At 72.7% G+C, this 20,541-nt stretch carries 21 protein-coding genes; 3 read left to right on the top strand and 18 right to left on the bottom strand.

Annotation, left to right across the window (positions count from 1 at the left end):
- From metK to pyrR, 14 genes are all read right to left on the bottom strand, one after another.
- Positions 1 to 1,197, bottom strand: coding sequence for a methionine adenosyltransferase (gene metK, locus VFJ21_11400; GenBank protein HET7407727.1), 1,197 nt, complete (start codon positions 1,195 to 1,197; stop codon positions 1 to 3).
- 87 nt (positions 1,198 to 1,284) lie between these two features.
- Complete coding sequence (gene coaBC, locus VFJ21_11395) at positions 1,285 to 2,526, bottom strand: bifunctional phosphopantothenoylcysteine decarboxylase/phosphopantothenate--cysteine ligase CoaBC (GenBank protein HET7407726.1); 1,242 nt, start codon at positions 2,524 to 2,526, stop codon at positions 1,285 to 1,287.
- A gap of 21 nt (positions 2,527 to 2,547) precedes the next feature.
- Positions 2,548 to 2,811, bottom strand: coding sequence for a DNA-directed RNA polymerase subunit omega (gene rpoZ / locus VFJ21_11390; GenBank protein ID HET7407725.1), 264 nt, complete (start codon positions 2,809 to 2,811; stop codon positions 2,548 to 2,550).
- Positions 2,812 to 2,839: 28 nt separating this feature from the next.
- A complete protein-coding gene (gmk, locus tag VFJ21_11385; GenBank protein HET7407724.1) occupies positions 2,840 to 3,412 on the bottom strand; it encodes a guanylate kinase in 573 nt (190 codons plus the stop codon).
- Entirely contained in the window at positions 3,390 to 3,719 is a 330-nt protein-coding gene (mihF, locus tag VFJ21_11380; protein HET7407723.1) for an integration host factor, actinobacterial type, read from the bottom strand. Before mihF ends, gmk begins: the two co-directional genes overlap by 23 nt.
- Before the next feature lie 105 nt (positions 3,720 to 3,824).
- A complete protein-coding gene (gene pyrF / locus VFJ21_11375) occupies positions 3,825 to 4,520 on the bottom strand; it encodes an orotidine-5'-phosphate decarboxylase (GenBank protein HET7407722.1) in 696 nt (231 codons plus the stop codon).
- On the bottom strand, positions 4,517 to 5,530 hold the full coding sequence (locus VFJ21_11370) for a dihydroorotate dehydrogenase (protein ID HET7407721.1): 1,014 nt from the start codon (positions 5,528 to 5,530) through the stop codon (positions 4,517 to 4,519). The genes pyrF and VFJ21_11370 overlap by 4 nt, the downstream gene beginning before the upstream one ends.
- A complete protein-coding gene (locus VFJ21_11365; GenBank protein HET7407720.1) occupies positions 5,530 to 6,399 on the bottom strand; it encodes a dihydroorotate dehydrogenase electron transfer subunit in 870 nt (289 codons plus the stop codon). Before VFJ21_11365 ends, VFJ21_11370 begins: the two co-directional genes overlap by 1 nt.
- Positions 6,396 to 9,668, bottom strand: a complete 3,273-nt coding sequence (gene carB / locus VFJ21_11360) for a carbamoyl-phosphate synthase large subunit (protein ID HET7407719.1) — start codon at positions 9,666 to 9,668, stop codon at positions 6,396 to 6,398. Before carB ends, VFJ21_11365 begins: the two co-directional genes overlap by 4 nt.
- Positions 9,668 to 9,841, bottom strand: a complete 174-nt coding sequence (locus VFJ21_11355) for a hypothetical protein (GenBank protein HET7407718.1) — start codon at positions 9,839 to 9,841, stop codon at positions 9,668 to 9,670. The genes carB and VFJ21_11355 overlap by 1 nt, the downstream gene beginning before the upstream one ends.
- Complete coding sequence (carA, locus tag VFJ21_11350) at positions 9,838 to 10,944, bottom strand: glutamine-hydrolyzing carbamoyl-phosphate synthase small subunit (protein HET7407717.1); 1,107 nt, start codon at positions 10,942 to 10,944, stop codon at positions 9,838 to 9,840. Before carA ends, VFJ21_11355 begins: the two co-directional genes overlap by 4 nt.
- Positions 10,941 to 12,215, bottom strand: a complete 1,275-nt coding sequence (locus VFJ21_11345) for a dihydroorotase (protein ID HET7407716.1) — start codon at positions 12,213 to 12,215, stop codon at positions 10,941 to 10,943. The genes carA and VFJ21_11345 overlap by 4 nt, the downstream gene beginning before the upstream one ends.
- Positions 12,212 to 13,123: an aspartate carbamoyltransferase catalytic subunit gene (locus tag VFJ21_11340; GenBank protein ID HET7407715.1), complete on the bottom strand. Its 912-nt coding sequence runs from the start codon at positions 13,121 to 13,123 to the stop codon at positions 12,212 to 12,214. Before VFJ21_11340 ends, VFJ21_11345 begins: the two co-directional genes overlap by 4 nt.
- Positions 13,120 to 13,746, bottom strand: a complete 627-nt coding sequence (gene pyrR / locus VFJ21_11335; protein HET7407714.1) for a bifunctional pyr operon transcriptional regulator/uracil phosphoribosyltransferase PyrR — start codon at positions 13,744 to 13,746, stop codon at positions 13,120 to 13,122. Before pyrR ends, VFJ21_11340 begins: the two co-directional genes overlap by 4 nt.
- A gap of 269 nt (positions 13,747 to 14,015) precedes the next feature.
- Here pyrR and VFJ21_11330 point away from each other — a divergent pair, with 269 nt between their 5' ends.
- Positions 14,016 to 14,555, top strand: coding sequence for a transcriptional regulator (locus VFJ21_11330; protein ID HET7407713.1), 540 nt, complete (start codon positions 14,016 to 14,018; stop codon positions 14,553 to 14,555).
- Positions 14,556 to 14,568: 13 nt separating this feature from the next.
- Here the strand turns inward: VFJ21_11330 and nusB are convergent, their stop codons facing one another.
- From nusB to VFJ21_11315, 3 genes are read right to left on the bottom strand one after another with little or no spacing between them, the layout of a single operon-like run.
- Complete coding sequence (gene nusB, locus VFJ21_11325; protein HET7407712.1) at positions 14,569 to 14,979, bottom strand: transcription antitermination factor NusB; 411 nt, start codon at positions 14,977 to 14,979, stop codon at positions 14,569 to 14,571.
- 2 nt (positions 14,980 to 14,981) lie between these two features.
- Positions 14,982 to 15,545, bottom strand: coding sequence for an elongation factor P (gene efp, locus VFJ21_11320; GenBank protein HET7407711.1), 564 nt, complete (start codon positions 15,543 to 15,545; stop codon positions 14,982 to 14,984).
- A gap of 16 nt (positions 15,546 to 15,561) precedes the next feature.
- On the bottom strand, positions 15,562 to 16,632 hold the full coding sequence (locus VFJ21_11315) for an aminopeptidase P family protein (protein ID HET7407710.1): 1,071 nt from the start codon (positions 16,630 to 16,632) through the stop codon (positions 15,562 to 15,564).
- Between the two features lie 80 nt (positions 16,633 to 16,712).
- On the opposite strand from VFJ21_11315, the gene VFJ21_11310 reads away from it, so the two are divergent.
- Both VFJ21_11310 and VFJ21_11305 read left to right on the top strand, forming a co-directional pair.
- Positions 16,713 to 18,368, top strand: coding sequence for a PEP-utilizing enzyme (locus tag VFJ21_11310; protein HET7407709.1), 1,656 nt, complete (start codon positions 16,713 to 16,715; stop codon positions 18,366 to 18,368).
- The gene (locus VFJ21_11305) at positions 18,365 to 19,186 is read left to right on the top strand and encodes a PEP/pyruvate-binding domain-containing protein (protein ID HET7407708.1); all 822 of its coding nucleotides are present in this window, start codon (positions 18,365 to 18,367) and stop codon (positions 19,184 to 19,186) included. The genes VFJ21_11310 and VFJ21_11305 overlap by 4 nt, the downstream gene beginning before the upstream one ends.
- Before the next feature lie 10 nt (positions 19,187 to 19,196).
- Here VFJ21_11305 and VFJ21_11300 read toward each other — a convergent pair.
- Positions 19,197 to 20,541: MFS transporter (locus VFJ21_11300; protein HET7407707.1), on the bottom strand; the 1,345-nt coding region annotated here is incomplete at its 5' end.

Genomic DNA, 20,541 nt, shown 5'->3' with positions numbered 1-20,541 from the left:
CTAGAGACCCGCCGCGGCGCGCAGGGCGTCGGAGCGGCCGGTGCCCTCCCAGGTGAAGTCGAGCTCGGGGCGGCCGAAGTGGCCGTAGGCGGCGGTCTGGGCGTAGATCGGCCGGAGCAGGTCGAGGTCGCGGATGAGCGCCGCCGGCCGCAGGTCGAAGACCTGCAGGATCGCGGCCTGGATCTTGTCGTCGTCGACCACGCCGGTGCCGAACGTGTCGACGAACGTGCCGACCGGGCGCGCCTTGCCGATGGCATAGGCGACCTGCACCTCGCAGCGGCGGGCGAGGCCAGCGGCGACGACGTTCTTGGCGACCCAGCGCATGGCGTAGGCCGCCGAGCGGTCGACCTTGGAGGGGTCCTTGCCGCTGAACGCGCCGCCGCCGTGCCGGGCCATGCCGCCGTAGGTGTCGACGATGATCTTGCGACCGGTGAGGCCCGCGTCGCCCATGGGGCCGCCGACCTCGAACCGGCCGGTCGGGTTGACCAGCAGCTGGTAGCCCTCGACCTGCAGGTCCAGGCCTTCGAGCTCGGGCTGCACGACCGACTCGCGGACGTCGGGGGCGAGCAGCGTCTCGATGTCGATGTCGGCCGCGTGCTGGCTCGACACGACGACCGTGTCGAGGCGGATCGGTCGGTTGGCGCCGTCGTACTCGATCGTGACCTGGGTCTTGCCGTCGGGCCGCAGGTAGGGGACGGTGCCGTCCTTGCGGACGGCGGAGAGCCGGCGGGCGAGCCGGTGCGCCAGCGCGATCGGCAGCGGCATCAGCTCGGGGGTCTCGTCGCAGGCGTAGCCGAACATCAGGCCCTGGTCGCCGGCGCCCTGGCGGTCGAGCGGGTCCTCGGACTTGCCCTCGCGCTCCTCGTAGGCGTCGTCGACGCCCTGCGCGATGTCGGGCGACTGCGAGCCGATCGAGACGCTGACGCCGCAGGAGGCGCCGTCAAAGCCCTTCTTCGACGAGTCGTAGCCGATCTCGAGGATGCGTTCGCGGACCAGCGCGGCGATGTCGACGTAGGTCTCGGTCGTCACCTCGCCGGCGACGTGCACCTGGCCGGTGGTGATCATCGTTTCGACGGCGACCCGGCTCCTCGGGTCGTCCTTGATCATCGCATCGAGGATCGTGTCGCTGATCTGGTCACAGATCTTGTCCGGATGCCCCTCGGTGACGGACTCGGATGTGAAGAGGCGGCCGGACACGGGACTCCCTGGGGACAGCGGAACGAAACGGCCGATCGGTCGACCACCGGCGAGTGTAGTCAGCGGCCCGGCGCCGCGCGCCGACGGTCAGCGCGTGGGCAGGCGCTGCGCGACGAGGTCCCACACGACGTGGGCGAGCGTCTCCTTGGGCCCGAGCGGGATCTCCGTCGTGCTGCCGTCGCGGCCGAGCACGACCGCCTGGTTGTGCGCCACCTCGAAGGCGACGCCCTCCCCGACCTCGTTGACCACCAGCAGGTCGCAGCCCTTGGCCTCCAGCTTGCGGCGGCCGTTGGCCAGGACATCGTCGGTCTCGGCGGCGAACCCGACGATGACCTGGCCGGCGTGGCGCCCGCGCACCACCTCGGCCAGCACGTCGGGGTTGCGCGCGAGCTTGACCGGCTCGGGTTCGGTGTCGCCCTTCTTGATCTTCAGCGGGGCGCGGCTGACCGGCCGGAAGTCGGCGACCGCCGCAGCCATGACGACCGCGTCGGCGTCGGCCGCCGCCGCGAGCACGGCGGCACGCAGCTCCTCCGCGCTGCCCACGCGCACGAGCGCGGCACCCGCCGGGTCGGGCAGCGCGACGTTGGCGGAGACCAGTGTCACCCGGGCGCCGCGGGCGGCCGCGGTGCGGGCGAGCGCGTAGCCCTGCCGGCCGCTCGACCGGTTGCCCAGGAAGCGCACCGGGTCGAGGTACTCGCGGGTGCCGCCGGCGGACACGACGACGTGCCGGCCGGCGAGGTCCGCCGCAGCGGCGGGCCGGGCGAGCAGGTCGACGCAGACCGCGAAGATCTCCGCGGGGTCGGGCAACCGGCCGGGACCCGTGTCGGCGCCGGTGAGCCGGCCGACCGCCGGGTCGAGCACGACCGCGCCCCGGGCGCGCAGGGTGTCGACGTTGGCCCGGGTCGCCGGGTGCTCCCACATCTCCATGTGCATGGCCGGCGCGTAGACGACCGGGCAGCGGGCGGTGAGCAGGGTCGCGGTGAGCAGGTCGTCGGCCCGGCCGGTGGCCGCCCGGGCGAGCAGGTCAGCGGTGGCCGGTGCCACGACGACGAGGTCGGCGCGCTGGCCGAGCCGCACGTGGGGCACCTGCTCGACGTCGGTCCAGACGTCGGTGCTGACCGGTCGGCCGGACAGCGCCGCCCAGGTCGGTGTGCCGACGAACCGCAGGGCCGCGTCGGTCGGCACGACGCGCACCTCGTGGCCGGACTCGGTCAGCAGCCGCAACAGCTCGCAGGCCTTGTAGGCGGCGATGCCGCCGGAGACGCCGAGGACGACCGAGGATCGCTCGGGCGCGGGGGTCCCGCGGGACGGGAGGCCGTCGTCAGCCATGGTCCGGCCGCGGGCGAGGAGCTACTGCTCGACCTGCTCGTACTCGAGCAGGTCCTGGTCGATCTCGCGCAGCGCGACCGACAGCGGCTTCTCGTGCGGGTGGGTGTCGACCAGCGGGCCGACGTACTCCAGCAGCCCCTCTCCGAGCTGGGAGTAGTAGGCGTTGATCTGCCGCGCGCGCTTGGAGGCGTAGAGCACCAGGGCGTACTTCGACTCGACCTTGCCGAGCAGGTCGTCGATGGGCGGGTAGGTGATGCCCTGGGGGTCGGGGCTGGTGCCGGCCACGTGGTGCCTCTCGCTGCAGACTGCGGATCTAGATCGACATCAAGGCTACCAGCCGATCGGCCGCGGCCTCGACGTCGTCGTTGACGACGACGGCGTCGAACTCCGCCTCGGCCGCCATCTCGATGCGGGCCCGGTCGAGGCGGCGGCGGACCCGCTGCCGGTCCTCGGTGCTGCGCCCGCGCAGCCGGCGTTCGAGCTCCTCCCACGAGGGCGGCGCGAGGAAGACGAGCATGGCCTGGGGCATCCGCGCCCGCACCTGTCGCGCGCCCTGCAGGTCGATCTCGAGCAGCACGCTGCCACCGGCGGCCAGGCGCTCCTCGACCGGGGCGCGCGGGGTGCCGTAGCCGGCACCGAAGTGGGTGTCGTGCTCGAGGAACTCCCCCCGGGCGACCATGCCGGTGAACGTGTCGAGGTCGACGAAGTGGTACTCCACGCCGTCGGTCTCCCCCGGCCGGGGCTCGCGGGTGGTGACGGACACGGAGACCCAGACCTCGGGGTGGCGGCGGCGTACGGCGGCGACGACCGTGCCCTTGCCCACTCCGGACGGCCCGGACAGGACCGTCAGACGCCCGTGTCGGCTACGCGCGTCCGGCACCGTCACCGAACTCTGCCACCAGCCGGGCTCGTTGGTTGGCGCCGAGACCGCGCACCCGCCGGCTCGGCGAGATGTCGAGCCGCTCCATGATCTTCGCGGCCCGCGCCTTGCCGACGCCGGGCAGCGCCTCGAGCACCGCGGAGACCTTCATCTTGCCGATCGCCTCGTCGGTCTCGCCTCGCGCGAGCACGTCCGCGAGCGACGTGCCCGAGCGCTTGAGCCGCGCCTTGAGGTCGGCGCGGGCCCGCCGGGCCGCCGCGGCCTTCTCCAGCGCCGCGGCCCGCTGCTCGGGGGTCAAGGACGGAAGCGGCACGTGGGTCACCTCGCGGTAGGAACGTCGGAGCGCCGAGCGGGTCGAGGGCGGCGCGGCGAACCTAGCGGGTCGGCGGCGTCACCGGCAATCCGCCCTGTCGCAGCGCTAACGCGCGAGGGTCGCGGAGATCGCGGCGGCGGCCGCCCCGGGGTCGTCGGCACCGGTGATCGGGCGGCCGATGACCAGCAGGTCCGCCCCGTCGGCGAGCGCGCGCTCGGGGGTCGCGACCCGGGCCTGGTCCTGGGTGTCGGCAGCCGCCGGGCGCACGCCCGGGGTGATCAGTGTGATGCCGGGGCCGACCTCCGCGCGGACCATCGCGACCTCCTGCGGGGAGCAGACCAGCGCGCGGGCGCCCGAGTCGACGGCGAGCACCGCGAGGCGGCGTACGGCATCGGCGGCGGAGCCGGCGAAACCCACGGTGGCCAGGTCGCTCTCGGCGAGGGAGGTCAGCACGGTGACGCCGGCGATGTCGACGTCGGGGGCGGCCTCGACGGCGGCGGACACCATCGCCCGGCCGCCGGCCGCGTGCACCGTCAGGTAACGCGGTTTGAGCCGTGCCACCGCCCGCGCGGCATTGGCCACGGTCGCGGGGATGTCGTGCAGCTTCAGGTCGAGGAAGAGGTCGGCGCCGCGCGCGCCCCGGATCGCGTCGACGACCTCCGGGCCCTGCCGGCAGAAGAGCCCCAGGCCGACCTTCAGCGTCGAGACGTACGGCGAGACCGCGGCCGCCCAACGGGCGGCGGTCTCCACGTCGGGGGCGTCCAGGGCCACCGCAATGGGCGCCCGCTCGCGGCCGGTCACCGGACGTCCTCGAAGGCGACGGGTCGGGCGGTGGGGATCGGCTCGGGTTCGTCGCCCGGTGGATCGGGCTCCTCCGGGACGGTGAGAACCGGCGGGCGGTGGGCTAGGCCGATGATGTCCTCCAGTCGTTCGATGCCTCGCTCGTCGAGGGCCTGGCGCAGCTCGGCGAGCACCCGGGCGGGCGCGCTCGGGTCGTGGAAGGTGACCGTGCCGACGCTGACCGCGCTGGCGCCGGCGAGCAGGAACTCCAGCGCGTCGAGCCCGGTGCGGATCCCGCCCATGCCGAGGATCGGTACCTCGGGCATCGCGGCATGGACCTGCCAGACGCAGCGGACGGCGACCGGCCGGATGGCCGGCCCGGACAGCCCGCCGGTGACCCCCGCGAGCACCGGGCGCAGGCTCGTCGTGTCTATGACGATCCCGAGCAGCGTGTTGATCATCGAGAGGCCGTCGGCGCCGGCGTCGACGCAGGCGCGCGCGACGGCGACGATGTCGGTGACGTCGGGCGAGAGCTTCGCGAAGACGGGGATGCTCGACGCGACCGCCTTGCGCACGGCGGAGACGACCGCGGCGGCGCCACCGGCATCGCAGGCGAAGACCTGGCCGCGGTCCTCGACGTTGGGGCAGGAGATGTTGACCTCGATCATCGCGAGCGGCGCCCCACGCAGCCGGCCGGCGAGCTTGGCGTAGTCGTCGACGCTGCCGCCGGCGATCGAGACGACGGCCCGCGCTCCGCGCTGCTCGAGCCACGGCAGGTCGCGCTGCAGGAACGCGTCGATGCCCGGCCCCTGCAGCCCGATGGAGTTGAGCATGCCGCTCGGGGTCTCGGCCATGCGTGGCGTCGGCCGGCCGGACCGGGGCTCGAGCATGATCGACTTGGTGACGACGCCGCCGATCGAGGAGACGTCGAAGAACTGGTCGAGCTCCTGACCGGCGGCGGCGCACCCGGAGGCGGTGAAGACCGGATTGGGGAACTCCACCCCGGCAAGTCGCGTGGTCAGGTCGGCCATCAGTGCGCTCCCATCGCCGCGGCGCCGACGGCATCGAGCGGCACGGTGCCCAGCGCGTCCCAGCGCAGCCGGTCGGCGGCGAACACCGGGCCCTCGACGCAGGAGCGGACCATGCGGGTCTCCCCGTCGTCACCGATGACGGGCAGCACGCAGGTCATGCAGACGCCGACGCCGCAGGCCATCGCCTCCTCGACCGCGACCTGGGCGGGGATGCCGGCCCCGTCGTAGGCCTCCGCCGCGATCCGCGAGACGGCCTCGAGCATCGCCATCGGGCCGCAGGCGTAGACGACGTCGGCGCGGGTGCGGGCGATGACGTCGGGAAGCATGTCCGAGACCCGGCCCTGCTGGCCGAAAGAACCGTCGTCGGTGGTGAATGCGACGCTGGCAGCCATCCGCTTGGCCTCCAGCGCGCCGAAGAGCCGGTCGCCGGTGGCGGCGCCGAGTACGAAGTCGACCCGGCAGCCGCGGGCGCGCAGCGCATCGGCGAGCAGGAACAGCGGCGCGGCGCCGTAACCGCCCCCGACGAGGACGCAGTGCGCCGGCTCGCGAGGGAGCGCGAACGGCCGGCCCAGCGGCCCGACCACGTCGACGCTGTCGTGCTGCCGCAGTCGGGACAGCCACTCGGTGCCCTTGCCGTGGACGGCGAAGACGAACTCGACGGTGCCGCCGTAGATGCCGGTCTCGCGGACGGCGTGGATCGAGAAGGCCCGGCGCAGCAGCATCGGTGTCTCGGGTCCGCCCACCGCGATCGCGACGAACTGGCCCGGCCTGGTCTGCTCGGCGATGCCCGGCGCTACCAGCGTCATCGCCCAGTAGGCGCCGACCTGCTTGATGCCGAGGACCTCGCCGCGCACCTGGACCGGCTTCATCCGTGACCGCCCGCTCGCCCCGCCCTTATGCGGTCGTGGTGCTCCTGCAGCGGCGTGACTCCCACCTCGCCACGGACCAGCGCCTCGATGCCCTGCACGGCCGCCGCCAGCCCCTGGACCGTAGTGACCGCGGGCACGCCGCGCGAGACCGCGGCGGTGCGGATCTCGTAGCCGTCGAGGCGCGGGCCGGCCTGGCCGAACGGCGTGTTGACGATCAGGTCGACCTCGCCCGCGAGGATCTTCTCGACGATGTTGTCGGGCCCGTCGGAGAGCTTGCGCACGACGGTCGCCGCCACACCGTTGCGGTGCAGGGTGGCGGCGGTGCCGACCGTGGCGAGCACCTCGAAGCCGAGGTCCGCGAGCCGCTTCAACGGGAAGATGATCGCCCGCTTGTCGCGGTTGGCGACCGACACGAAGACCCGACCCTTCGTCGGCAGCGCGCCGAACGCCGCCTCCTGCGACTTGGCGAAGGCGGTACCGAACACCGCGTCGATGCCCATGACCTCACCGGTCGACTTCATCTCCGGGCCGAGCACGGTGTCGACCCCGTGGAACCGGCCGAACGGCAGCACGGCCTCCTTGACCGACATCGGCGCGTCGAGCGGCAGGTCGGCGCCGTCCCCCTCGGGCAGCATCCCCTCGGCGCGCAGGTCGGCGATCGTCGCGCCGAGCATCACGCGCGCGGCCGCCTTGGCGAGCGGCACCGCGGTCGCCTTGGAGCAGAAGGGCACGGTGCGGCTGGCCCGCGGGTTGGCCTCGAGGACGTAGAGGATGTCGCCGGCCAATGCGTACTGCACGTTGAGCAGCCCGCGCACCCCGACTCCCCGGGCGATCGCCTCGGTGGACTCGCGGATGCGCCGGATGTCGGCGCTGCCGAGCGCGAGCGGGGGCAGCGCGCAGGCAGAGTCGCCGGAGTGGATGCCGGCCTCCTCGATGTGCTCCATCACCCCGCCGAGGAACAGCTCTGACCCGTCGTACAGCGCGTCGACGTCGATCTCGACCGCGTCGTCGAGAAAACGGTCGACGAGGACCGGGTGCTCGGGTGAGATCTGCGTGGCCCGCTCGATGTAGGCGCGCAGCATGTCGTCGTCGTAGACGATCTCCATGCCGCGACCACCGAGGACGTAGGACGGGCGCACCAGCACCGGGTAGCCGATCTCGTCGGCGATCTTCTTCGCATCGGCGAAGGACGTGGCGGTGCCGTGCTTGGGGGCCGGCAGTCCGGCCTCGGCGAGCACCCGACCGAACGCCCCGCGTTCCTCGGCCAGGTGGATGGCCTCGGGCGGCGTACCGACGATCGGCACGCCGGCGTCCTTGAGCCGCTGCGCGAGGCCGAGCGGCGTCTGGCCGCCGAGCTGTACGACGACGCCGACGACCTCGCCCGACGCCTGCTCGGCATGCACGACCTCGAGCACGTCCTCGAAGGTCAGCGGCTCGAAGTAGAGCCGGTCGGAGGTGTCGTAGTCGGTCGAGACCGTCTCCGGGTTGCAGTTGACCATCACGGTCTCGTAGCCGGCGTCGCGGAGCGCGTAGGAGGCGTGCACGCAGGCGTAGTCGAACTCGATGCCCTGGCCGATGCGGTTGGGGCCGCTGCCGAGGATCAGCACCTTCGGCCGGCTCGACGGTTCGACCTCGGTCTCCTCGTCGTAGGACGAGTAGTGGTAGGGCGTGCGGGCGGCGAACTCGGCGGCGCACGTGTCGACGGTCTTGTAGACGGGGCGCACACCGAGCGCGTGGCGCAGCGCCCGCACGGTCTCCTCGCGCATGCCGCGTAGCGCGGCGATCTGCAGGTCGGAGAAGCCGTGCCGCTTGGCGTGGCGCAGGGTGGCCGCGTCGAGGTCGGCCGCGCCGCGGACCTTGTCGGCGACCTCGCACAGCAGCTGGACCTGGTCGACGAACCACGGGTCGATGCCGGTCGCCGCAGCGACCTCGGCGACGGTGGCCCCGGCTTGCAGCGCGCGCTGCACGTCGTGCAGCCGGCCCTCGTGCGGCTTGGCGGCGCTGGCGAGCAACGCGTCCTTGTCGCCCGCGGCGGCCGCGAAGTCGAACTGGCTGCCGGCCTGCTCGAGGGAGCGCATCGCCTTCTGCAGGGCCTCGGGGAAGGCCCGGCCGAGGGCCATGACCTCTCCGACGCTCTTCATGTGCGTCGTCAGCACCGGATCGGCGCCGGGGAACTTCTCGAAGGCGAAGCGCGGGATCTTCACGACCACGTAGTCGAGGCTCGGCTCGAAGCTCGCCGGCGTCTCCTGCGTGATGTCGTTGGCGATCTCGTCGAGGGTGTAGCCGATCGCCAGCTTGGCGGCGATCTTCGCGATCGGGAAGCCGGTCGCTTTGGACGCCAGCGCGGAGGACCGCGAGACCCTGGGGTTCATCTCGATAACGATCATGCGGCCGGTGGCCGGGTCGACCGCGAACTGGATGTTGGACCCGCCGGTGTCGACGCCGACCGCGCGGATGACGTCGATCGCGACGTCGCGCATGTGTTGGTACTCGCGGTCGGTCAGCGTCATCGCCGGGGCGACGGTGATCGAGTCGCCGGTGTGCACGCCCATCGGGTCGAGGTTCTCGATCGAGCAGACGACGACGACGTTGTCGGCGCCGTCGCGCATCATCTCGAGCTCGTACTCCTTCCAGCCCAGGATGCTCTCCTCGACCAGCACCTCGTGGACCGGGCTCGCGGCCAGCCCGGCGGCGAGCATCCGGCGCAGCTCGGTCTCGTCGTGGGCGAAGCCGGAACCGGCACCGCCCAGCGTGTAGGACGGGCGCAGCACCAGCGGGTAGCCCAGCTCGGCCGCGGTCTCGATGCCCTCCTCGACGCGGCGCACCAGGCGGCTGCGGGCGACCTCGGCGCCGATCTGCGCCATCAGCTCCTTGAACTTCTCGCGGTCCTCCCCCGCCCGGATCGCGTCGACGTTGGCGCCGATCAGCTCCACGTCGTACTGCTCGAGGATGCCGCTCTCGTAGAGCGCGACCGCGGTGTTGAGCGCGGTCTGACCGCCGAGGGTGGCGAGCAGCGCGTCGGGGCGCTCGCGGGCGATGACCTTGGCCACGACCCCCGGCGTGATCGGCTCGATGTAGGTCGCGTGCGCGAACTCCGGGTCGGTCATGATCGTCGCCGGGTTGCTGTTGACGAGGCTCACTCGCAGCCCCTCGTCCCGGAGCACGCGGCAGGCCTGGGTGCCGGAGTAGTCGAACTCGCAGCCCTGGCCGATGACGATCGGTCCGGAACCGATGACGAGGACGCTCTCGATGTCTGTGCGCTTGGGCATCAATCGGTCCCGCTGCCGATGAAGTAGGCCGCGACCGACAGGACCGCGACGCAGAGGAGGACGAAGCCGATGATGCCCGCCACGTGCGCGAACGCCGGTGGTGCGGCTCGATCCGCGAACAGGTGCGGATCCGGCGCGGCGGGCCGGCCGTCGTCGATCTGCTGGTCGGTCACCGGTGTGCCTCCATCAACTCCGCGAACCTCTCGAACAACCCGGTCGCGTCGTGCGGGCCGGGGGCGGCCTCGGGGTGGTACTGCACCGAGAACGCCGGGATTTCCAAGCACTGCAGGCCTTCGACCACGTCGTCGTTGAGATCGACGTGGGTGACCTCGGCGGCACCATAGGGGGTGTCGACCCGGCCCTCGAGCGGCGCGTCGACGGCGAACCCGTGGTTGTGGCTGGTCACGTGCACCTGGCCGGTCAGCCGGTCCTGCACCGGCTGGTTGACGCCGCGATGGCCGTACTTGAGCTTGTAGGTGCCCAGGCCGAGCGCGCGGCCCAGGATCTGGTTGCCGAAGCAGATGCCGAACACCGGCTTGCGGCCCAGCACCCCGGTCATCGCCTCGACGGCGTAGTCGGCCGTCGCCGGGTCGCCAGGGCCGTTGGAGAAGAACACGCCGTCGGGCTCGACCGCGAGGATGTCGTCGGCGGTCGCGGTGGCGGGAAGCACGTGCACCTCGCACCCGGCCTGGCTGAGGTAGCGCGGGGTCGAGGCCTTGATGCCGAGATCGATCGCGGCCACGCGGTATCTCCTGCCACCCGAGGCATCCACGACGTAGGGCTGCGGCGTGGTGACCTCGCGCGCGAGGTCGGAGCCCTCCATGGTGGGGCTCGCGAGCACGCGCGCGGCCAGCGCGTCGGGGTCGGTCTCGACGCTGGAGACACCGACCCGCATCGCGCCGCGCTCGCGCAGGTGCCGGGTCAGCGCGCGGGTGTCGACACCGCTGATGCCGACCACGCCCTGAGCGGCGAGCTCCTCGTCGAGGCTGCGCTGCGAACGCCAGTTGGAGGGCACCCGGGCCGGGTCGCGCACGACGTAGCCGGCGACCCAGATCCGGCGGGACTCGGGGTCCTCGTCGTTGACGCCGGTGTTGCCGATGTGCGGGGCGGTCATGACGACGACCTGCCGGTGGTACGACGGGTCGGTGAGGGTCTCCTGGTAGCCGGTCATGCCGGTGTTGAAGACCGCTTCCCCGACGGTCTCGCCGACGGCGCCGTAGGCCTCGCCGCGGAACGCCCGCCCGTCCTCCAGGACCAGGATGGCTGGTTCTCTCATGCGGGCTTCCCGTCCATGACGGTGGGCCGGCCGCGCAGGAACGTCGCGACGACGCGGGCGGGCAGCTCGCGTCCGGCGTAGGGCGTGTTGCGGCTGCGGCTTGCCGTCTGCGCCGGGTCGACGACCCAGCGGGCATCGGGATCGATGAGTACGACGTTGGCGGGCGCACCCGGGACGAGCTGCTGTCCTTGTTCGGCCAGGCGGCCGATGTGAGCGGGGCGGACGGACATGCGGTCGGCGACTCCCTTCCAGTCGAGCGCGCCGGTGGCGACCATCGTGTCGACGACGATCGAGAGCGCGGTCTCGAGGCCGAGCATGCCGAACGCCGCGGCGGCCCACTCGGTCTCCTTGTCCTCCAGCGGGTGCGGCGCATGGTCGGTGGCGACGGCGTCGATGGTGCCGTCGGCCAGCCCGGCGCGGAGGGCGGCGACGTCGGCAGCCGTGCGCAGCGGCGGGTTGACCTTGAAGACCGGGTCGTAGGACGTGGCCAGGTCGTCGGTCAGCAGGAGGTGGTGCGGCGTCACCTCGGCGGTGACGTCCCAGCCCTTGCTCTTGGCCCAGCGGATCAGCTCGACCGCGCCGGCCGTGGACACGTGGCACACGTGCAGCCGGGAGCCGACGTGCGCGGCGAGCAGGCAGTCGCGCGCGATGACAGCCTCCTCGGCGACGGCCGGCCAGCCGACGAGGCCGAGCTGCGCGGAGACGACGCCCTCGTTGAGCTGCGCGCCCTCCGTGAGCCGCGGGTCCTGCGCGTGCTGCGCGATGACCCCGTCGAAGGCTTTGACGTAGTCGAGCGCCCGGCGCATGAGCAGCGGGTCGTGCACGCACCTGCCGTCGTCGGAGAACACCCGCACCCGGGCGGCGGAGTCGGCCATCGCACCGAGCTCGGCGAGCCGTTCGCCACCGAGCCCGACGGTGACCGCACCGACGGGGTGCACCTCGCAGTGACCGGCCTCCTGCCCGAGCCGCCAGACCTGCTCGACGACGCCCGCGGTGTCGGCGACGGGCTCGGTGTTGGCCATCGCGTGCACTGCGGTGTAGCCGCCGAGGGCGGCGGCGAGGGTGCCGGTCTCGACCGTCTCGGCGTCCTCGCGGCCGGGCTCGCGCAGGTGGGTGTGCAGGTCGACCAGGCCCGGCAGCACGACGAGGCCGCCGGCGTCGTAGGCCGTGGCGCCCGCCGGCGCCTCCTCGACGATGCGGCCGTCGGCGAGGTGCAGGTCGGTGGGCTCACCGCCGTAGGGCCGCACGCCCCGCAGGGTCCAGGCGCTCATTCAGTCCCTCCGAGCAGCAGGTAGAGCACGGCCATCCGGACGCTCACGCCGTTGGCGACCTGCTCGACGATCGTGGACCGGACCGAGTCGGCGACCTCGGCGGCGATCTCGACGCCGCGGTTCATCGGTCCGGGGTGCATCACGATCGCGTCGTCGGGCAGGGCAGCCATCCGTGGGGCGTCGAGCCCGTAGCGCCGGGAGTACTCGCGGGTGGTCGGGAAGTAGGCCGCGTGCATCCGCTCGCGCTGCACTCGCAGCATCATGACGACGTCGCTCTTGGGCAGCACGTCGTCGAGGTCGTAGGAGACCTCCGCCGGCCAGGCGTCGACCCCGACCGGCAGCAGGGTGGGCGGCGCGACCAGGGTCACCTGGGCGCCGAGCGTGTGCAGCAGCAGCACGTTCGAACGCGCGACCCGCGAGTGCAGCACGTCGCCGACGATGGCGACGTTGAGCCCCTCGACCCGACCGAGCCGCGAGCGCATCGTGTAGGCGTCGAGCAGCGCCTGGGTCGGGTGCTCGTGGGTACCGTCGCCGGCGTTGACGACCGCGCCGTGGACCCACTGCGCCAGCCGGTGCGGGGCGCCGCTGGCACTGTGCCGGCAGATCACGCCGTCGGCGCCCATCGCCTCGAGGGTCAGCGCGGTGTCCTTGAGCGACTCGCCCTTGGACACGCTGCTGCCCTTGGCCGAGAACGTGATGACGTCGGCGGACAACCGCTTCGCCGCGACCTCGAACGACGTGCGGGTGCGGGTGGAGTCCTCGAAGAACAGGTTGACGACCGTGCGGCCGCGCAGGGTCGGCAGCTTCTTGATCGGCCGGTCGGCGACCCGGGCGAGCTCCTCGGCGGTGTCGAGCACGAGCTCGGCCTCGTCACGGGTGAGGTCGCCCGCGGAGAGCAGGTGCTTCATGCGTCACCTCCGGTCGCGTCGTCAGCGGGACCGAGCAGCACGGCGTCGCGGCCGTCGTGCTCGTCGAGCAGCACGCTGACGGTCTCGCGCAGCGAGGTGGGGAGGTTCTTGCCCACGTAGTCGGCGCGGATGGGCAGCTCGCGATGCCCCCGGTCGACGAGCACAGCGAGCTGGACCGCGCGCGGGCGCCCGAGGTCGTTCAGCGCGTCGAGCGCGGCGCGGACCGTGCGCCCGGAGAAGAGCACGTCGTCGACGAGGACCACCGTGCGCCCGTCGACCCCGCTGGCCGGCAGGTCGGTCTCGGCGAGCGGGCGTACGCCGCGCATGCGCAGGTCGTCGCGGTACATCGTCACGTCGAGGGAGCCCACCGGTACGTCGGTCGACTGGACCGCGGCGATCCGGTCGGCCAGCCGGCGGGCGAGATCGACTCCACGGGTCGGGATGCCGAGGAGGACGACGTCGCCGGCGCCCTTGGTGCGCTCGATCACCTCGTGGGCGATCCGGGTCAGGGCACGCGCAATGTCGTCGGCGTCGAGGACGGTGCGGCGATCGGAGGGCGCCGGCTCGGCGGGATTGCCGGCAGCAGCGGCGGAGCCGCGAAACGGTGTGGGGGCATGCGCCACCAGGGACCCCCTTCCCTGCCTCACGGGACAGGCCTTAAAGGACGTCGGTGCGTTCTACGTTACCAGGCGGTCCGGCCGCGTCCCCGCGCAGGAGTTGTGCGCCGTACGCCGAATCCCGAGCCGAGTCGGACAAATACCCCGGGATAGGCGCGTCGGGGTGCTTGACGATCATGAAGCGCGGCAATACCGTCACGGAGGGTAACCGTGCCCCGGTATGCTCTACCCCTCCACTCGCTGGCTCGCGCCCCCGCGCCGACGAAGGACAGACGATGACCGACAGCAGGGACGAGATCGACCTCACGGCGGCGGAGCCCGGCACCAGCGCCTACGCCAAGGCGCTCGGCTCGCGGCTGCGAGGCATCCGCATGCAGCAAGGTCTGTCGCTGCACGGCGTCGAGGAGAAGTCCGAGGGACGCTGGAAGGCCGTGGTCGTCGGCTCCTACGAGCGCGGCGACCGGGCGGTCACGGTGCAGCGGCTGGCCGAGCTCGCCGACTTCTACGGCGTACCCATCGCCGAGCTGCTCCCCCACGGCGGCGGCAGCGTCGCGACCCCCGAGCCTCCCCCGCGCATCGTCATCGACCTCGAGAAGCTGTCCGACGTGCCGGCCGACGACGCGGCTCCGCTGCACCGCTACGCGCAGACGATCCAGAGCCAGCGCGGCGACTACAACGGCCGGGTGCTCTCCATCCGGCAGGACGACCTGCGCTCGCTGGCCGTGATCTACAACCAGTCGGCCCACGAGGTCGCCGAGCAGTTCATCCACTGGGGGGTTCTCAATCCCGAAGCCCGCCGCGCGGTGGACGCTTAGCTCGCGGAACCGGCTAGACCACGAGGTCAGGCTTCAGTCCCAGAAGCCTTGAGAGCAGGCCGTTGACGAAAGCCGGCGACTCGTCGGTCGAGAGGTTCTTCGCCAGTTCGACCGCTTCGTCGATGACGACCGGATCCGGCACGTCGTCGCGCCAGAGCAGCTCGTAGGTCGCGACCTGCAGGATCGTGAGGTCGACGGGCGGCATCCGGTCGAGCGTCCAGCCGACCGCGTGCGACGCGATCAGCTCGTCGATGCGGGCGCGGTGCGCGACCACGCCCTCGACGAGCGCGACGGCGTAGTCCGGCACGGGCGGGTCGGCCTGCGCCAGACGTTGGGCGAGGGTCTCGACCGGGTCGGTGCCGCGCAGCGTGGCCTCGAACAGCACGTCGACGGCGCGCTTGCGTGCCTTGCTGCGCGCGGCCACCGCTAGGAGGTCACCCGGCCCAGATACCGACCGTCACGGGTGTCGACCTTGATCTTCTCGCCGGTGGTGAGGAACAGCGGGACCTGAACGGTCGCGCCGGTCTCGAGCGTCGCGGGCTTGTTGCCACCAGTGGAGCGGTCGCCCTGCAGGCCCGGCTCGGTGTAGGTGATCGTGAGCTCGACGCTCGCCGGCAGCTCGACGTAGAGCGGGGTGCCTGCGTGCGTGGCGACCGTGGCGGTCATGTTCTCGAGCAGGTAGGGCGTGGCGTCGGTCACCACGTCGGCCGGCACCGGCAGCTGCTCGTAGGACGCGGTGTCCATGAAGACGTAGTTGTCGCCGTCCTGGTAGAGGTACTGCATCTCGCGCTTGTCGACGGTGGCCACGTCGACCTTCACGCCGGCGTTGAACGTCTTCTCGACGACCTGCCCCGTCAGCACGTTCTTCAGCTTGGTGCGCACGAACGCGCCACCCTTGCCGGGCTTGACGTGCTGGAACTCCACGACGTTCCAGAGCACGCCGTCGAGGTCGAGCGTCATGCCGTTCTTCAGGTCGTTGGTGGTCGCCACGCGCGTGCGCTCCCGCTCACAGGACCAGCAGGTCCTTGGTCGTCGTCGTCAGCAGCTCCGGCCCGTCCGCGCGGACCACGAGGGTGTCCTCGATGCGGCAACCGCCGCGCCCCGGGAGGTAGACCCCCGGCTCGACGGTGACGGGCACTGCCTCGTCGAGTGTAGCCGTGCTCGTGGACCCGATCATCGGCGCTTCGTGGATCTCCAGCCCGACCCCGTGGCCGAGCCCGTGCGGGTAGTTCGCGCCGTGACCGGCGGCCTCGATGACGGCGCGCGCGGCGGCGTCCACCGCCCGGGTCTCGGCCCCGACGGCGAGCGCCCGCCGGCCCTGCCGCTGCGCCTCCCGCACCAGGTCGTAGAGCTCCTGCTGCCACGCGGCCACCGGGCCGAGGGCGATGGTCCGGGTCATGTCGGAGTGGTAGCCGTCGACCCGGGCGCCGAAGTCGATCGTCACAAGATCGCCCGTCGCCAGCGGACGGTCGGCGGCGCCGTGGTGCGGCATGGCGCCGTTGGGCCCGCTCGCGACGATCGTGTCGAACGCCGGCGCCTCGGCACCCAGGTCGCGCATCCGGTCCTCGAGGGCGCGGGCGACCTCGGCCTCGGTGACGCCGGGCCTGATCCGCGGCAGGCAGTCGGCCAGGGCCTGGTCGGCGACAGCGGCGGCACGCGCGAGCGTCGCCACCTCGTCCTCGTCCTTGTGCTGGCGGAGCGACTCCACGAGCTGCCCGCTGCGCCGCAGTTCGGTGCTGCTGTCGGCCAGCTGCTCGTGCAGGGCGTCGTACGCCGACACCGTGAGGTCGTGCTCCTCGAACCCGAGCCGTCCGGACGCGCCCGTGGCGAGGGCGCCGACGACGTTGCGGTCGGTGCGCACCGGCAGGTCGGGCGCCTGCTGCTGCGCCTGCTCCGTGTAACGGCCGTCGGTGGCCAGCACGACGCGGCCGTCGGAGTGCAGCAGCAGAGCCCCGTTGGAGCCGGTGAACCCGGTGAGGTAGCGCACGTTGACCAGCCGGGTCACCAGCAGCGCATCGAGGTCGAGAGCGGCGATCGCGGCCGCCAGCCGGCGGCGGCGGGACTCGGTGACGGACACTGGCCCATCTTGCCCGTTCTCATTGCCAGGACCGACGCACCGCAGGATGCTGGCACAGATCCGTCCGAGGGGGGACCCGCATGACCACGGAATCCACGCGCCAGTCGACCGAGCTGCCGCCATTCGTCGCGCCCGGCCCCGGCTCGTGGGAGCTCGACCGCAGCCACCTGAGCCGGCCGGTCGCCCACTTCATCTCGGACTTCTGGCCGGATGCCTTCACCCGCGGCATGCGCTCGGCGTTCTCCCGCTACGGCGCGCCGATCAACGGCCTGCAGGCCGCGCTGATCAACGGGTTCGTCTACCACCGGCTGATGCCGGCCCCCGAGGCGGAGTTCCCGGCGCGGATCGAGGCAGCCGCGGAGACGTTCGCCACCAAGCGCTGGCGGGCCGACCTGCAGCGCTGGGACACCGAGGTGAAGCCGCGCAACATCGCCCGGCACCGGGAGCTGCAGGCGATCGACCCCGCGACGCTGGACGACGACGGCCTGCTGGCGCACCTGGCCGTGTGCCGCGACCACTTCGCCGAGATGGCCGAGACCCACCACTCGTTCAACAGCGCGGCGATGACGCCGGTCGGAGACCTGATCGCGCACATGAGCGCCTGGGCACCCGAGGTGTCCACGAGTGAGGTCCTCGCCCTGCTCCAGGGCGCCTCACCGGTGTCGAGCGGCCTCGCCGACGAGATGGCCGCCCTGCTCGACGCCATCGCACGCGACGACACCGCGCGGGCGCTGGTCAACCGCGACGACCCGGCGGCGCTGCAGGAGCTCTGCGCGCTCCCGGGGGCGGCCGGCGCGGCGGCCCGGGAGTACGTCGACATGGTCGGTTACCGACTGCTCGACAGCGTCGAGCCCGGTTACCCCTACGCGCTCGAGCAGCCGGAGATCCTGCTCCGCGGGATCCGCGCCGCGCTCGACGCGGACTCCCGCGCGGTCGACGACGCCGAGTCGACGAAGGCGGCGACGGACCGGGTGCGCGAAGCCGTCCCGGCCGAGCACCGCGCCGAGTTCGACGAGCTGCTGGCCGAGGCACGGCTGCTCTACCGGCTGCGCGACGAGCGCGGCCTCTACTGCGACGTCTGGTCCGCCGGCATCGTGCGACGGGTCGTGCTCGCGGTCGGCGCCCGCCTGGCCATGCGCGGCGCCCTGCTCGCGACCGAGCACGCGATGGACGCCACCTACGACGAGCTCTGCGCCATGCTGCGCGGCACCGGTGGCCCGAGCGCCGCCGAGGTGGCGACCCGTGCGCACTGGCGAGCGACCGCGCATGCCGACGACGTGCCGATCCACCTGGGTGACCCGCCCGCTCCTCCCCCGCCGCTGGAGCTGCTGCCACCACCGATGGCCCGCGCCACGGCTGCCGTCCAAACGGTGATCATGAACATGTTCGCCGAGGTCGAGCACGTCCACACCGCCGAGTCGATCACCGGCATCGCTGCCAGCAACGGCAGCTACGAGGGCACCGTCCGGCTGGTGCGCAGCCCGGCGGACTTCGGGCGGATCGAGCCCGGCGACGTGCTGCTCACGTCGTGCACGACGGAGGCCTTCAACATCATCCTGCCGCTGCTCGGGGCGATCGTGACCGACCGCGGCGGCCTGCTGTCGCACCCGGCGATCGTGGCGCGGGAGTACGGCATCCCGGCGGTCGTCGGCACCCGCGAGGCGAGCCGGCTCATCGCCGACGGCACCAGGGTGCGCGTCAACGGCACCACGGGCGAGGTGCTCGTCCTCGAATGACCGCTGACAGGGACACGGCCGCCGTCCCCGCGGTGGCCGTGCCGCTGACCGACGCCGCCGACGCGGCGCGCTACGGAGGCAAGGCCGCGCAGCTGGCGGCAGCCGTCCGGGCCGGGCTGCCGGTGCCCGAAGGGGTTGCTCTCGACGCGGCCACCGTGGAACGGATCGCCGACGGCGAGCTGGACGGGCCGGTGCTGGCGGGCGGACCATTCGCCGTACGCTCCTCGGCGATCGACGAGGACGCCGCCGACGCGAGCTTCGCCGGGCAGCACCGCACCTGCCTCGGCGTACCCGACGCGGCCGCGGTGGCGGGCGCCGTGCGCGAGGTGTGGGAGTCGGGGCGTACGCCGAGCGCCATGGCCTACCGCGACCGGATGGGGCTGCCGGCCACCGTGTCGGTCGCCGTGGTCGTCCAGCAGCTCGTCGCGGCCGACGTCGCGGGCGTGCTCTTCACCCGCAACCCTGTGACCGGCGCGGACGAGCGGGTGGTGGAGGCCGCGTGGGGGCTCGGCGAGGCAGTGGTGCAGGGGCTCGTGACCCCGGACCTGTACCGGCTGGACACCGCCGGCGCGGTGGTCGAGCGGAACCCGGGCTACAAGGACGTCGCCGTGCGGCTCGACGTCGACGGTGGCACGGCCGAAACGCCGACGGCGGAGCACCTGGTCGAGGCGCTGTGCCTCGACGACGGGCAGCTCGTCGCGCTGCACCGGCTGGCCGAGCGGTGCGCGCGGGTGTTCCACGGGCCGCGGGACATCGAGTGGGCCTTCGCCGGCGGGCGGCTGTGGCTGCTGCAGTGCCGCCCGGTGACCACTCTCTGATCGCGACAGCTCACCGCGGGGCGAGGCGCACGGGCCGCGGGCGACGCAGCGTGGAGACGGTGAGCATGACCGCGGCGGCGCCGAGGATGAGCGCCAGCTGGTGCAGCTGCGCAGCGTCGATGCGCTCGCCGAAGACGACGCCGAGGGTGCCGGCCGCCAGCATGGTGCCGATGTAGCGGGCGGTCTGGAACAGCCCGGAGGCCGCTCCCATCTCGGCGGCCGGGGCGGCGTCGTACATCGCCGTCTGAAGGGCCAGGTTGGTGCAGCCGACCCCGATGCCGGTGAGCGCCAGCAGGCCCGCGATGCCGGCATCGGCGAGACCCGGACGTACGGCGAGAAGCACCAGTGCTCCCGCCACGAGGGCCACCGAGCCCGCCGAGAGCACCAGCTGGCTGCCGTGCCGGTCGACCAGGCGGGCCGCGAACGGCGTGGTGACGACCGCGAGCACGGTGATCGGCATCATGATCAGTCCGGCGGTCTCGGCGCCGTCACCGCGGGCGGCCTGCAGGTAGCTCGGGATGCCGAAAAAGATCGCGTAGAAGACGAAGTTCGCCAGCGCCTGGCCTGCGTAGACGCCCACCAGCACGCGGTTGGCCCGCAGCGCCGCGAGGTCGAGGAACGGCCGGTCGCGTCGGCGCTCGACGTAGCCGAGCACGACGGCGGCGAGGATCGAGAGACCCAGGGCCCACCAGGCCGGGCTGTCGTGCAAGGAGACGAGGAAGGCCAGCAGGAACGCGAGCGCGGCCGAGAAGCAGCCGGCACCGGGGAGGTCGAACTGCCGCAGCAGGGCGGCCGGAGAGATCCACGGCCGGTCGTCGCGCGGCAGCGCGATGAGCGCGAGTGCCAGCGAGACGGCCACGGCGGGCAGGTTGACGAGGAAGATCGTCGGCCAGCCCTGCCAGCCGACGAGGGCGCCGCCGATCGTCGGACCGATGGCGGCCGAGACCGACGCGACGATCGACATCACCCCCAGGGCCTGTGCCCGCCGGTCGACGTCGGCTTCGCGCAGGATGCCGACGCCCGCGGGGTAGAGAGCCGAGCTGCCGCAGGCCTGCACGACACGCGCGGCCACCAGCAGGCCGAACGTCGGCGCGACCGCGGCGGCGAGGCCCGACAGGCCGACCACGACGAGGCCGGCGAGGAACACCCGGCGCCGGCCGATCAGGTCACCGAGCCGCCCCATCACCGGCTGGCCCACCGCACTCGCCAGGTAGTAGGCGGAGATCAGCCACGACGCGCCGGCGAACGACAGCTTGAAGGCACGGGTGATGTCGACGAGCGCCACGGCGATCATCGAGGAGTTCAGCGGGTTGAGTACCGATCCGCTGGAGACGGCGACGAGCAGCAGCCTCGAG

The sequence above is a fragment of the Mycobacteriales bacterium genome (assembly GCA_035690485.1).
Taxonomy (GTDB): domain Bacteria; phylum Actinomycetota; class Actinomycetes; order JAFAQI01; family DASSKL01; genus DASSKL01.
Note: the sequence above shows the minus strand (reverse complement) of the source record. Positions and strands in the feature narration are given on the sequence as shown.